The 14467-nt window shown below is 36.4% G+C and carries 13 protein-coding genes; 8 read left to right on the top strand and 5 right to left on the bottom strand.

All coding sequences use genetic code 11. The annotated features are described in order from the left end of the window. The first annotated feature begins 284 nt into the window (after positions 1-284). The 4 genes from J2Y60_RS23975 to J2Y60_RS23960 all read left to right on the top strand — a co-directional run bounded on the left by J2Y60_RS23975 (position 285) and on the right by J2Y60_RS23960 (position 5762). Entirely contained in the window at positions 285-1664 is a 1380-nt protein-coding gene (locus J2Y60_RS23975; RefSeq protein WP_309924577.1) for a hypothetical protein, read from the top strand. Positions 1665-1864: 200 nt separating this feature from the next. Beyond that, complete coding sequence (locus tag J2Y60_RS23970) at positions 1865-3808, top strand: KUP/HAK/KT family potassium transporter (protein WP_309924576.1); 1944 nt, start codon at positions 1865-1867, stop codon at positions 3806-3808. A 24-nt stretch (positions 3809-3832) separates the two neighbouring features. Beyond that, positions 3833-4894 (top strand): NAD-dependent epimerase/dehydratase family protein, encoded by a 1062-nt coding sequence (locus J2Y60_RS23965; RefSeq protein ID WP_309924575.1) that lies wholly within the window; start codon positions 3833-3835, stop codon positions 4892-4894. Positions 4895-5159: 265 nt separating this feature from the next. After that, the gene (locus J2Y60_RS23960) at positions 5160-5762 is read left to right on the top strand and encodes a YkgJ family cysteine cluster protein (protein WP_309924574.1); all 603 of its coding nucleotides are present in this window, start codon (positions 5160-5162) and stop codon (positions 5760-5762) included. Positions 5763-5813: 51 nt separating this feature from the next. Here the strand turns inward: J2Y60_RS23960 and J2Y60_RS23955 are convergent, their stop codons facing one another. From J2Y60_RS23955 to J2Y60_RS23940, 4 genes are all read right to left on the bottom strand, one after another. Further along, positions 5814-6389, bottom strand: a complete 576-nt coding sequence (locus J2Y60_RS23955; RefSeq protein WP_309924572.1) for an NAD(P)H-dependent oxidoreductase — start codon at positions 6387-6389, stop codon at positions 5814-5816. Positions 6390-6466: 77 nt separating this feature from the next. After that, on the bottom strand, positions 6467-7279 hold the full coding sequence (locus tag J2Y60_RS23950) for a helix-turn-helix domain-containing protein (protein WP_309924571.1): 813 nt from the start codon (positions 7277-7279) through the stop codon (positions 6467-6469). Positions 7280-7395: 116 nt separating this feature from the next. Beyond that, entirely contained in the window at positions 7396-8562 is a 1167-nt protein-coding gene (locus tag J2Y60_RS23945) for an NAD(P)/FAD-dependent oxidoreductase (protein WP_309924570.1), read from the bottom strand. A 31-nt stretch (positions 8563-8593) separates the two neighbouring features. Continuing rightward, on the bottom strand, positions 8594-9352 hold the full coding sequence (locus J2Y60_RS23940; protein WP_309924568.1) for an AraC family transcriptional regulator: 759 nt from the start codon (positions 9350-9352) through the stop codon (positions 8594-8596). 213 nt (positions 9353-9565) lie between these two features. Between J2Y60_RS23940 and J2Y60_RS23935 the strand changes: the two genes are divergently transcribed. Beyond that, positions 9566-10231, top strand: a complete 666-nt coding sequence (locus tag J2Y60_RS23935) for a hypothetical protein (protein ID WP_309924567.1) — start codon at positions 9566-9568, stop codon at positions 10229-10231. On the opposite strand, the gene J2Y60_RS23930 is transcribed toward J2Y60_RS23935, so the two are convergent. After that, complete coding sequence (locus J2Y60_RS23930) at positions 10228-10923, bottom strand: helix-turn-helix domain-containing protein (RefSeq protein WP_409014251.1); 696 nt, start codon at positions 10921-10923, stop codon at positions 10228-10230. The two genes, J2Y60_RS23935 and J2Y60_RS23930, sit on opposite strands and share 4 nt — an antisense overlap. A 304-nt stretch (positions 10924-11227) precedes the next feature. Between J2Y60_RS23930 and J2Y60_RS23925 the strand changes: the two genes are divergently transcribed. The 3 genes from J2Y60_RS23925 to J2Y60_RS23915 all read left to right on the top strand — a co-directional run bounded on the left by J2Y60_RS23925 (position 11228) and on the right by J2Y60_RS23915 (position 14350). Next, on the top strand, positions 11228-11917 hold the full coding sequence (locus J2Y60_RS23925; RefSeq protein WP_309924566.1) for a phosphoadenylyl-sulfate reductase: 690 nt from the start codon (positions 11228-11230) through the stop codon (positions 11915-11917). A 130-nt stretch (positions 11918-12047) separates the two neighbouring features. Continuing rightward, positions 12048-12989: a sulfate adenylyltransferase subunit CysD gene (gene cysD, locus J2Y60_RS23920; RefSeq protein WP_309924564.1), complete on the top strand. Its 942-nt coding sequence runs from the start codon at positions 12048-12050 to the stop codon at positions 12987-12989. Between the two features lie 116 nt (positions 12990-13105). Next, positions 13106-14350, top strand: a complete 1245-nt coding sequence (locus J2Y60_RS23915; RefSeq protein ID WP_309924563.1) for a GTP-binding protein — start codon at positions 13106-13108, stop codon at positions 14348-14350. Positions 14351-14467: the final 117 nt, after the last annotated feature.

Here is a 14467-nt window from a genome sequence, read left to right as displayed (position 1 = left end):
AGAAACAATTAATAGATTTATTGACAAAGTAACTATTGTTTTTTGATAAACGGTATTGTTAGTTGAAAGTTTTACCCCTTACTGTAAAAGATGCTCATTTCATAAGAAAAGTTGCATGGGCGTAATCTTGCACGAGTTAGAAACTTGTGCTACAGATTAAAAGCTCTTTGGTGAAAGCTGATAAAATCTCAACATAAATTACTATCTTTTCCGTTATCTTAACAATGGAATAAAAACCATCTTTATTCGCAATGTATCAGCAGAGAACTCTAACAAAAATAATCATGAAAAAATATATATACCAAGCTATTATCATCTTAGCAAGTGGCTTTCTGCTGATAACAGCATGTTCAAAAAAAGCCATAAATGATAATCCTCCAGCTAGTGAAACATCAAGCTTTAGCTTAATCCAAGATAGAATTATTACGCCCACTTGTGCTACTTCTGGTTGCCATGCCTCTACTTCAGACGGCACTTATGCTCAACACGGATTAGTCTTAGAAAAATCAGTAGCTTTTGCCAATTTAGTAGGAGTAGTCCCCAAAAATGAACTTTCTAAGGCAGACGGGCACCTGAGAGTAAAGCCATACAAATCGTTAGAAAGCTTATTTTACCATAAACTTAATTGGGATGTATCGCATCATGGCGGTAAACAATATGGTTCGCCAATGCCTTTGGGTGGAACTGCCCTTACGGTAGGTCAAATAGAATTCGTTCGTCGCTGGATTGAAGCTGGTGCACCTAAAACAGGGGATGTAGTAGATAAAACATTGTTGGATGATAAAACACCAAGTGTTTCTAGTAGCGATGATTTTAAAACGATGCAAACGCCTCAAGAAGAAGGCACTACAGGGTATCAGATGCAGGTAGAAAAATTTACGATTCAACCCAATTTTGAGAGAGAGATTTTTGTACGCAAGGCTGTAGGTAATACTACAGATATATACGTAAACCGTTTAAAATTCCAGTCTCGTACCAATAGCCACCACATGGTATTATACGATTTTAGAGATAAAACAGGCAGTAATTTACCTGCCATCAATACTATTAGAGATTTAAGGAATCCTGATAATACCTTGAATTTAGTGACAGCCTTACAGATGTCTAACCATGTGTTTCTGGGCGGAGGAACAAATGCTAGTCAGGAATATACTTTTCCTGAAGGAACGGCTTTGTTATTACCAGCAGGCATGACAGTTGATTTAAATCCACATTATTTCAACAAAACGACTGATTTCCACTTTGGTGAAAACAATGTAAACCTTTATACTGTTGATAAATCAAAAGTGAAAAATGTTGTAAAAACAATTGACTTTAATAATACCAGTTTTAGTTTACCCGCCAAAACTATTACTACGATTACGAAAGATTTTAAGTTTAGTGCAGATGTAAAAGTAGTAGCCTTGACATCCCATAATCATAAATATGGACAAAAGTTTGTTATAAAAATATTGGGAGGTACAAGAAATGGTGAAGTAGTGTATGAGAGTACCGACTGGGAACATCCTGCGATGATTAATTATACCACACCGATAGCCTTGAAAAAAGGAGAGGGACTCACGTCGGTGGTTACTTATAATAATACGTCTAACCAAACTATCTCATTTGGCTTAACATCCGAAGATGAAATGGATATTATTTTTGGTTATTATTATGAAGAATAGAGAAAAAATAACTTAGAAATGGAACTAAATTTACAAAAAGACTTCTCAGAAATGAGCGGTCTTTTTTTGAATAATGTAAATAATCCAGAAGAGGTATTATATTTGCTTGTAATACAGACAATAATTTGCCATTTTTTTGAATAAATTTTACTTAACCAACAAAAAATTGTAACAATCGATGTTACAATGGCTTCCTTTTTATGGAACATAAAAGTATGGACAAAGCCACCGCAGCAGGTCTGCTGGTAGCGATGGGAATTATCTATGGTGATATTGGTACTTCACCACTCTACGTAATGCAGTCAATTATTGGGAATGTACCAATAGATGAAAGAACAGTCCTTGGTGGGCTTTCGTGTATTTTTTGGACATTAACACTGCAAACCACCTTCAAGTATGTAATCCTAATTCTTCGAGCAGATAACCGTGGGGAAGGTGGCATCTTAGCCCTTTTCGCTTTGGTGAGACGTCATGCTAAGTGGTTGACTTTCCCAGCAGTTATCGGAGCATCCACGTTGTTGGCAGATGGTGTTATTACACCACCTATCTCAGTAGCTTCTGCTATTGAAGGATTGCTGAAAATATATCCTGACCTCCAAACGGTACCTATCGTATTGGCTATTATTACGGGATTATTCATGTTCCAAATTTTCGGTACAAAGGTAGTAGGTAGAGCCTTTGGGCCTATTATGCTAGTGTGGTTCTCTATGTTGGGCTTCTTTGGGCTTCTGTGGATTGCTCAGGACTGGACAGTACTAAAAGCTTTGTCTCCTTATTATGCCTATGATTTGCTGACAAATTCACATGGTGGTGAAAGTGGTTTCTGGTTACTAGGAGCTGTTTTTTTATGTACAACAGGAGCAGAAGCATTGTATTCAGATTTAGGGCACTGTGGCCGTGGCAATATCAGGATTAGCTGGATTTTTGTTAAAATAACGCTTTTGTTACAATACTTCGGACAAGGTGCTTGGCTCATTTTACATAACGGAGAACTTTTGAATGGTCGTAAACCTATCTTTGAATTAATGCCTGGAGATTTCTTGATTTGGGGAATTGTTATTGCTACAGCCGCAGCAGTAATTGCTAGTCAGGCTTTAATATCAGGGTCGTTTACATTAGTTTCAGAAGCCATCCGTTTGAACTTTTGGCCAAAGGTTCGCTTGCATTATCCCTCAGACCAAAAAGGACAGTTGTATGTGCCAAGTATGAATGTTTTCTTATGGCTAGGTTGCGTTGGGGTTGTGCTATGGTTTAAAGAATCCGCAAATATGGAAGCTGCCTATGGCTTAGCCATTACCCTAACGATGTTGATGACTACCGCATTGATGGCCTATTACCTACATACACGCAAAATTGATATGTGGTGGATTGTAGGATTTATCATTGTTTACGTAGCCATAGAAGGGGCATTCTTGGTAGCCAATCTTCGAAAGTTTGTACATGGTGGATATGTTTCGCTATTTATTGCCTCCGCCATTATCGCATTGATGGTGATTTGGTTTAGGGCGAATATCATTAAAATGCGATTGACAGAATACGTAAAACTGGCTGATTATATAGAACCTTTGAAGGAACTGAGCCAAGATATGAGTATTCCTAAATATGCTACCCACTTAGTATTTATGTCGAATGCGGCTAGAACGAGCGAAATAGAATCGAAAATTATTTATTCTATCTTCCAAAAACGCCCTAAAAGAGCAGATATTTATTGGTTTGTGCACGTAGATACAATGGACGACCCTTATACAATGGAATATAAAGTAAGTGTGATAGAACCCGACGACGTAATTAAAGTAAACTTTAGATTAGGTTTCAGGGTAGAACAACGCATTAATCTTTACTTCCGTAAAGTGGTAGAGGATATGGTGAAAAAAGGAGAAGTGGATATTACCTCTCGTTATGAGTCATTGAACAAACAAAATGTCATTGGCGATTTCCGATTTGTAGTATTAGAGAAATTCCTATCGTTTGATAACAAATTATCCTTGCTGGAAGGCTTAATCATGAAGGCTTATTTCTTTATTAAAGATTTTACGCCTTCGGAAGATAAATGGTTTGGATTGGATACCAGTGCCGTAAAAGTAGAAAAAGTGCCATTGATTATCCGTCCAGTTGAAAACGTAGTATTAAAAAGAATAGAGTAAGTTTTAATTATAAATCTAGATATTTTGAAAATTCTTATCACAGGTGGAGCAGGCTTTGTTGGTTCTTCTCTGGCTATTAATATTAAAACGAATTATCCTACTTACGAGGTAATCTGTTTGGATAATTTAAAACGCAAAGGCTCTGAACTTAATTTGCCTCGCTTAGCGAAAGCAGGAGCCATTTTTGTTCACGGAGATATCCGTAATAAAGAAGATTTTGATGCATTGCCAGTGGTTGATTTTGTGATTGAATCTTCTGCTGAACCTTCTGTATTAGCAGGTTTGGAAGGAACGCCTGATTACTTAATCAATACAAATTTGGTAGGTACAATCAATTGCTTGAACTATACCAAAAAGTGTGGTGCAGCGTTTATTTTCCTATCTACCAGTAGAATTTATCCTATCAAAGCCATTGAAAAACTGAACTTTGAAGAAGCTGAAACTCGTTTTGTGTTGTCAGATGAACAGTCAGTCGGTGGGGTTTCATCAAAAGGGATAGCTGAAAACTTCCCCTTGGATGGTGCAAGGTCATTATATGGGGCTACTAAATTAGCCTCTGAATTGATGATTCATGAATACAACGAATTTTATGGCATGAAAACCGTCATCAATCGTTGTGGCGTGCTGACGGGTCCTTGGCAAATGGGAAAAATAGACCAAGGTGTGATGGTGCTATGGGTAGCTAAACATTATTGGCAACAGCAATTGGCATATATAGGTTACGGAGGCTCAGGTCGTCAGACGCGTGATATGTTACACGTAAAAGATTTATACAGACTGATTGATTTCCAACTTCATAACATTGATACAGTAAACGGTGAAATTCTGAATGCTGGAGGAGGCGTTGAAGTAAGTGCTTCTTTACAAGAACTTACACAGATTTGTCAAGAGGTAACTGGTAAAACCATTCCAATTAGCAAAGTAGCAGAAAATCGTGCTGCTGATATTCGTTTATATGTAACAGACAATACGAAAGTAACAGCTTTGACGGGCTGGAAACCTGAAATTTCGATAAAACAAATTGTGACAGAAATTACTGAATGGATTACTGAAAACGAGGAGGCTTTGGCTTATGTATTGAAGTAATAATATTGATTTTTAAAATCATAAAAAAACGGTCTAAACTAATTTAGACCGTTTTTTTTATGATTGATGGACAACGAATTCCTACTGTTTGAAAAGATATACATTATGATAACCTTCCTTGAGATGCACTATTATTTTTTAAATACTCCTTATAATTTTTATAAACTTGAATTACCAGCTATTCTACCTACCTTACATCGTAGCCAGAGCTTTCCGTAAATATACGTATAGGGTTAAATATTTTTAACCCCAAGGGAGAAACGGAATGAGGCTAGTAGAAAAAGTAAATGCTGTAACAAATTTTTATACCGAACTAAATGCCGATTTGGCTAATTTACAAGCAAAAAGTGGACTGTCGTGTTTGAGTGGCTGTTCCAATTGTTGTAAGTCGCCAAATGTTGGAGCCACTATCTTAGAACTTCTTCCATTTGCTTATCATCTTTATCAGGAAAACAAAGCCGAGCTTTTTTATAATGAGCTGATAGCCAATCCCCAAACAGCTATTTGTATGTTGTATAAACCTGCCTTAACTCCTTTAAACAATGGAGGTTGTAGCGATTATACTTATCGAGCCATGATTTGCCGCCTTTTTGGCTTCTCTTTTCGCCGAAACAAAGAAAATAAACCAGAAATGGTTACTTGTAAAGAAATTAAAGTCGCTTATCCTGTAGCTTATCAGGAGCTTACTCAACAAGCAGAAGCAGGAATGCTAGTGCCACAAATAAGTTATTACCATTCAAAACTTTCAGCGATAGACTATCCGCTGTCTCAAGAACAGTACCCCATCAACAAAGCCATAGAGCTGGCATTAGAAATGGTTTTAAATCATTTTTATTATGCTGAAAGTCTTGAAATAATAGAAATTTAAGGTCATATACGACATTGAGTAATGTGGTATAAGACATAATTTCAAGTGTTATTATTTTGAATAAGTGGTAATTATCTGTGATGTCCAGTTGTTGACTTTTTCTGGTGTGGTACGGTCGGCTTGGTCAAAAAAGAAATGTTGTTTTATTTCAAAACCACAATATTCATAAATGCCTTTATCGGAAGTTAATGATAACGCTTTGTCCATACCATTTTTTTCGTATTCAGCACTCGACTTTCCATGAGAATTAATGATGTAGGCAGATTTTCCACTCAATAATCCTTTTTGTACGCCTTGATCATAGCGATAAGCAAAACCATAACTAAAAACACGGTCGATATAGCCTTTCATAATGGCAGGCATACCTGTCCACCAAATAGGATAAATAAACGTAATGGCGTCTGCCCATGAGATAAACTCTTGTTCTAGCTTTACATCATTGTTTACAGTGCCTTTGCGTTGACCAGCCATGTCTTCAAGAGAAAGTACGGGATTAAAATTAAGTTCATATAAATCTCTGACTACAACTTCATGATTGTGTTGTATCAGGGTTTGTTCAACAGTTTGTTTAAAAAGATGATTTAAACTCGCTTTATTAGGATGGGCATAAATAATAAGATGTTTCATTGTTTTATTTTTTAGATAATTTTATGAAACAAAGGTAGCGAGCCGTATTAGCCTAAAATTGTAAGAAAACGAAATGCCTACTTAGGTTCTGATTGGCAAATATCTTCTTGAAACTTAAGATATTGGTTTGGTGAAAGATTAAGAAAGTGCTTAAAATCGTGAATCAATTGACTTTGGTCGTAGTAACCACCTATTTCAATGATAGTAAACCAATCTGTTTTTGTACGTTGATTTTGTAGTAGTTCAATAACCTTTATAAATTTCTGATAACGGCTTTTTTCTTTGGCAGTGTATCCAAAGTATTTTTTATGATTGAGTTGTACGGTTCTTTCGCTTTGATTGGTTTCTTGAGCAATGATTTTGATTGGATTCAAAACCGTGTAATCGTTTTGTAAGGAGGTAAAGTGCTCAAATGTTTTTTCTCTTGTTTGTAAGTATGGTTTACAAAAATCTAGTATTAAATCGATACGTTTAGTTTTGTCAGTATTTTTAAGCAAACCCCAAAGGTTTGTAAAACAATTTTCGTTGAGTAAATCATCTGGATTAATAGGCAAATGGTCGGATAGTATTACTTGTCCGAAAAAACGGTAGAAGGCATCGTCTTTGAAATTGATAACTAACATTTCGGCTCCTATTGGTAATGTATATTCAAGAGGCTGCTTTATTGGGCCTAAAATAATACACTTATCAATCTCAATGTTCGTGTTTTGCTTAGTATTAAAACGTATTGGCACACCAAAACTAAAAACCATAATAGTTTGGAAGCTTGGAACCAGTGTTTTATGAATGTCTTGTGCTGATTTATTTTCAGCGAGATAAAAATGAGAGAAAATATCTTCGAATTCAGCAGGTACCATGATTCGTTTACTAGTATATTCTTGTAGGTTCATATCTGTATTAATCAATTGCTGATTATCTAGTTACAAGTTAATCATTTCTTGAGGGTTAAGCACCACACTCTTTTGATAGTATTAGGTCGTGGAAAACCCACGACCAGTTTTAGTGACTAACTTGGTATTTCATTAAACATATCTAGCATTATCTGCAAACCATTGGAAGAATGCATCCAATCGGTATTATTCAAGGTTTCTTGTGCTACTTCCGCAAACCTTAAACACATCTGTTTTTCATAATGTGCAATGGCTGATTGTATCGTTGGATGTGCTGAAGTAGTTAAAGCCTCGCTTAATTCTACTGCATCCAACATGGCCATATTGACACCCTCGCCAGCATAAGGGGGCATTAAATGTGCTGCATCTCCAAGCATAGTAATATTCGCCTTTGCCTCCCAAGTTTGGTCTAAAGGCATACAATACAAAGGTCTTGGAATAAAATAACCTTTATCATATTCAAATAATTCTTGCCAAATAGCATCCCATGCTGCATATTCGTTTTTAAACCACGCTAATACTTGTTTGTTATCGGTAAAATCAATACCGCTGTCTTTTACCCAAGTGGCATCCATTTTACAGCCTGTGTAAAAAGCTAAACTGCCATCTCCTTTGGCACTTACTATCAATGTTTTAGCATCACCAAAGGCAAATATTTTTCCTCCCTTTAATAGCTCATGAATCTTAGGAGCATTTTTTGCTGAATCATAAACATTACCTTCTAGGGCTGTTATGCCTGAATAAAAAGGCTTAATGGGCGTAATAAAAGGTCTGATTTTAGAGTTTGCACCATCTGCACCGATAACTATATCAGCGATGGCAATATTACCATTTTGAAAAACTAATTTCCATGTGTTTGCTATCGGTTCAAGGGATACAATATGACTATCCCATACAACAGTATCAGCTTGTAGGGAATCTAATAGGATTTCCCTTAGTGGACCACGGTCTATTTCTGGTCTAAACCATTCTTCTCCAAAAGCTTCGATGCTCTCTCCTGCGTGTTGGTCATAGAAAATCTTTGCATGCTCGTCTAAGACACGGATTCTATCTGCCCTAGGCCTATAATTTGCTTTAAAGGCATTCATTAAACCTGCTTCTTCTAAGGCTCTAAGTCCTGATTCCAAATGAAGGTCTAAAGTCGCCCCTTGTACTCTTACATTTCTATTAGCATCTCTTTCATATACTTTTACATCAGCCCCTTTCATTTGTAAAAGTCTAGCAAGGGTGAGTCCGCCAGGACCACCTCCAACAATTGCGATTTTTTTATCTTTGATTAACATTTTGATAGCTTGTTTTAAATACGCTACAAAGCTATTCAGGTGGTAGTGCTAAAAATTGTATAAATCGGTCGTTTTTATTTTTGCTCAACTCTTTCGGTACTACTCCCGAAAACCTTTTTACCTCTTTAATAAAATGTGCCTGATCAGTAAAGTTTTGTTCTGGGAAAAGCTTTCCTTCTTTCAGATGTGTAAACGAAGCCCTGAAGCGTAGGATATTACAGTAGGATTTTAAAGAGATACCAAAGGTTTGATTAAAATATCGGTTTATTTGTCGGCTACTCCAAGCTACTTCCTCAGATAATGTAGTGATATTCATTGAGCCTTTTGAGGAATAGATTAACTCAAATAGTTTCCGTTTACGGTTGTCAATATTGCCTTTTATCAATTGACTGATTTTATGCGTGGCTTTTTGGCAACAAAGCTCAAAGTTGCTTAAATCTTCTTGTTTAAATTCCCAGAAGCTAGTGGGCAAAACTTGAACACCATCGAGTAAAGAAGAAATACTAGTATGAAGTAAATATTCAATAGCTAAGAGTTTGAGGCTAACACCAAAAATGACTGTTTGGCTGGCAAATGTTGTTTGCGTAGCTTGACTTTCTAAGCCCAAAAGAACAACATGGAAAGGTTCGGAACCTGAATAGGAAAATAAAATATCGACCCTGCCGTCAGGTAAAACAATAATCTGTTTATCATTTTCAGAATGATTGGCAACCAACCAAAAATAATCAACGTAGTCTGAAAGCAACACATCAGGCTTAATAAATTGATATTCAAAATCGTTTTTCAGCATGGTGAAAACATTAACTGGAGGAAACAAAAACTTATTAGACCGTAATTAATCGTTTAAAATTAATCATATCTACCGCTAGTAACTACCTCTTCTTTTCTCTTTTTCAGTTTTATATGAAGAAATTTCAAGATAAGCTCTCAAATAATTGACAGTCAGAAGACTAGCAATATAAAAAAGTTGTATATTCGTTATTGTATATAAACCGAATTGAATATGAAAAAACTGTTACTTATTTTGATATTCTTCCCTCTTTTCCTTCAAGCGCAAATCCAAGTCAGCACGGGAATTAGTTATGTAACAGAACCAACTTTTGGTGACGATGGCAGTTATTCTGGTTCGGGTTTAGATATCAGCCTACGCAAGCACCTTTCTGAAAAGCTAAAATTAACAGCTTATTCTGGCATTAATAAAATGAGAGTCGCATTAGCGGTACAATCTCGGTTTGATTATAGCACAAAAATTTATGGTTATTACTACAAAGATGTTGTTCCAGTATCTTTCGGAGCAGAGTATTATCTCTATAGCAAGAAATTCATTAAACCATTTGTGGGACTAGAAACTGGTGCTTATTTCACCAGTTACGAAACTCAGATAGACCCTAATTATATTGGTTTTGCCAAAAATATTCCTTCTGGAAGCTCAGTCAATTGGGGCTTTTCCCCAAGTGTAGGTATACAGTTTCAAGAAAATGCTGACAGAATGGGATTGTTCTTGAAAATAAAGCATACAGGAATTGTTTATGGCAATACTGGATTATCGAATATGCTTAGTTTTAGTGCTGGTTTTACGTTCAAATTCGGAAGAAAAATTATGTGGAAACCGCCCGTAATAGATGTGCCAAGTCAAGCTCCTTATTATGAGAAAAAAGATTTTGACTAAGCGACTAAATACCAGTCCAGAATTTCATGAGGTTGTATTTTTAGCACATTGGCCAGTACCAACAAAACCAAGGTTCTAGAAGCTAACCAAAGAGGAATATTGGCTATTTTAGCAAATTCTGGAAGGGTAATTTTTGTATTTTCTGATAGATATGACATTAGAATTTTTTCCTTATCGCCAAAGGTGAATTGAATACCTTCTTCATTTTCACGGCGTAGGATTTGCTTCATCTCCTTACTAGCCTGTACCGAGCGGTCGGCAACACGCACATAGGCCTTACCCATTTCTTCGGATTCAAGCTGTACGTAATGAGGCTTTTTTTTACTTTTCGGAATCGTGATGACCAAAACCTCACGGTCGTCAGTCACGCTAACTCGTTCAATTTCGTACGAAATAGGAGGGAAGCAGTTTCGTTCAATGGCTCGGACTAAGATATACTCTTCTTCATCGACGAATTTGAGGCCTGGAATACTTTTATCATCACCTACGCCAATCAGCAAAGTACCTCCTTTTGTATTGGCAAAGGCTACAACTTCACGGATAATTTTTTCAGGGTGATTTGCTTTCAGCTTAAACTCAAGTTGAATATTCTCTCCTTGACGAACAAGGCTCTTTAAATCCTTTAATTTCATTCCTGACACGCGACTGTGGTTCTCAGTCTTCTCAAAATAGGATACAAGTGCCTGATTCATACAGATTTATGATTTAGGTATTCTTATAAACAGATATGGATTTGTTTTAAAGATAACAGATTTAGCAGTACGAAATTTTTTTTGCTTTAAAAATATTTTAGCTAAAATCTACCCAATTAATAGACTTTATATGATTTTTTTTAATAGACTTTGTCTAACTTTGTACTCCTAATTACTTAGCTACCAGTTAGAACTAATTGCCAAAGGATTAACAAGTCTAAAAGCCGAAAAGTTTGCCAAGTGTAACTAAGCAGATATGAAATTTTGCCAAGCTCGGATACGAGGATAAAATTCAGGATTGCTTATGTCAGATTTAAGTCAGTTAAAACAAGCCTTAGAAGGTCTTTCGCTTACAGAAGGGCTAAGTTATATGGCTGAAAACTATGGAAATGTAGTTTTCTCATCATCGTTCGGTCAGGAAGACCAAGTAATTACCGATGCTATTTTTAAGAACAATCTTCCTATCAAAGTTTTTACGCTTGATACTGGTCGTTTATTCCAAGAGACTTATGAGCTGATGGATACTACCAAAAATAAGTACGGAAAAGAATTTGAGACTTATTTTCCAAACACTGCTAAAGTAGAAGCTTTGGTAAAAGAAAAAGGATTTAATAGCTTTTATTTTTCTGTTGAAAACCGTAAAGAATGTTGTGGTATTCGTAAAATAGAGCCTTTGAAAAGAGCTTTGGCAGGTGCCGAAATCTGGATTACAGGCTTGCGTGCGGAGCAATCAGAGAACCGTTCTGATATGGAAATTGTTGAATGGGATAATAACAATAATGTCATTAAATACAATCCGCTTATTCATTGGACTTACGAAGATGTGTTGGCTTATCTGAAAGAAAACAGGGTTCCAGATAGCCCTTTACACAGAAAAGGCTTTATTTCGATTGGTTGTGCACCTTGTACTAGAGCCATACAAGAAGGAGAACATCCACGTGCAGGACGTTGGTGGTGGGAAGCATCACAAAAGGAATGTGGCTTACATAGTTAGTGATGAGTTATGAATTTTGAGTGATGAGTAGTCTAGTCTATCGTTGCAATTGTGATTAATATAAAGTACAAAAAGCTTGTAGCTCATTGCTTAAAGCTGACAGTCAAAGAGTTAATAAAAAATTAAAAATATGGTTGATAATTTAAAAAATCCAAGTCCAGAAGTTTCCACTCCGAAATTTGGTTTTTTCCCTCGTGAATTAGAAGACGAAGCAATCTATATTATGCGTGAGGTTGTAGCTCAGTTCGAGAAACCAGCGCTTTTGTTTTCTGGTGGGAAAGATTCTATCACGTTAGTACGTTTAGCTCAGAAAGCTTTTTATCCGGGAAAAATTCCTTTCCCTTTACTTCATGTAGATACGGGTCATAATTTCCCAGAAACCATTGAATTTCGTGATTGGTTAGCTAAAGAGACGGGGGCAGAATTGATAGTACGTTATGTACAAGATTCTATCAACCAAGGAAAAGTAAAAGAAGAATCAGGAAAATATGCTTCTCGTAATGCCTTGCAGACGGTTACTTTACTAGATGCTATCGAAGAGTTTAAATTCGATGCGTGTATTGGCGGTGCAAGACGTGACGAAGAGAAGGCACGTGCGAAAGAACGTATTTTCTCTGTTCGTGATGATTTCGGACAGTGGGATGCTAAGCGTCAACGTCCAGAATTGTTTGATATGTTGAATGGTCGTATTGCTATCGGTGAAAACGTAAGAGTATTCCCGATTTCAAACTGGACAGAATTAGATGTTTGGAATTATATCAAAGAGGAAGAAATGGCGATTCCTTCTATCTATTATTCACACAAACGTCAGGTAATTCAACGTGATGGAATGCTTTGGGCAGATTCTGAATATTTGAATAAAGATGCAGAAGAAATTCCTTTTGAAGAAACCGTTCGTTTCCGTACCGTTGGCGACATGACGTGTACGGCCGCTGTAGCGTCTGAAGCAATAGAATTAGACGATATTATCGGTGAAATCCTATCAGCAGAAATCTCAGAACGTGGTGCCAGAATAGATGACAAACGTTCTGAAGCAGCGATGGAAAAACGTAAACAACAAGGATATTTTTGATGAGTTGTGAGTTAGTGAATGAGTGAGTTGTGATTTATTATATCATCCAAAACTAATAAAGTTTAAAACTCACTCATTCACTAACTCACAATTCACTCAATCACTCAATAGAAAAGATGGATATTTTAAGAATAGCAACAGCAGGTTCGGTGGATGATGGGAAAAGTACCCTCATCGGACGACTTTTATACGAAACAAAATCAATCACGCGTGATAAAATTGAAGCATTAGAAGCAGCTTCAAAACGTAAAGGTTTAGACTTTTTAGATTTATCATTATTAACCGACGGTCTTATCGCCGAACGTGAACAAGGTATCACTATCGACGTAGCCAATATTTATTTCTCGACGCCAAAACGTAAATACATCATTGCAGATACGCCTGGTCACTTTGAATATACCCGTAATATGGTTACTGGGGCTTCAAATACAAAGGTTTCTATGATTTTGGTAGATGCACGTAATGGTGTGTTGGAACAAACTTTTCGTCACTTCTTCATTTCATCAATGCTTCGTATCCCGAAAGTAATTGTGTGTGTGAATAAGATGGACTTAGTAGGTTATTCGGAAGAACGTTTCAACGAAATCAAAGATGCAGTTCAGGCTTTGGCTGATAAAGTATCTTTTGAAGGACAGGAAATTACTTTTATTCCAATGTCTTCTTTGTACGGACAAAATCTTTCTACTCAGTCAACTGAAATGCCTTGGTTTACAGGTGCGCCATTGTTAGAAGAATTGGAATCTACCAATTTCGACGAAATTAAAAAGCCAGCTCGTTTCCCTGTTCAATTTGTGGTTCGTCCAAAAACGGAAGAATTCCATGATTATAGAGGCTATGCAGGTAAAATTGCTAGTGGTTCTTTCTCTGTTGGAGATGAAATCACCGTTTTGCCAACGGGACAAAATTCTAAAATTGCTACGATTGAAAAATTCGGTACGCAATTAGAAAAAGCTGGAGCGAAGGAATCTGTAGTAATTACTTTAGAAACAGACGTAGATGTTTCTCGTGGTAATATGTTGGTGAAATCTACTTCAACACTTGAGCCATTGAAAGAAATCACTGCAAGAATTTGCTGGATGGATTCCAAACCATTGGTTTCAGGTAAAACTTATATCCTTCAGCATGGCATTAATGATTCAAAAGCGAAAGTAGTAGCTTTGAATAATAAAATTGACGTAGTGAACCAAGATACGATTGTAGATGCAGTTGCTGAATTGAAATTGAACGAAATCGGAGAGATTGTCTTGAAAACTGCCAAGCCAATTTTTGCAGATAAGTACGAATACAATCCTGCAAATGGAGCCTTTATTTTAGTGGACGACCAAACAAACTCAACCGTTGGGGTTGGATTTGTTTTATAGTAATAACTATTTTAATAATAGTGAAACATGAGTCATCCCGAATTTTGTGGATGGCTTGCCAAATAAAAACCTCCTTGTTTATTTTGTGAATTACGACAAACACAAAAAACAGGAGGT

The organism is Arcicella sp. BE140 (assembly GCF_031456255.1).
Classification (GTDB): Bacteria; Bacteroidota; Bacteroidia; order Cytophagales; family Spirosomataceae; genus Arcicella; species Arcicella aquatica.
The sequence above is the reverse complement of the archived record's forward strand: the minus strand, read 5'-3'. Positions and strand labels throughout refer to the sequence as shown.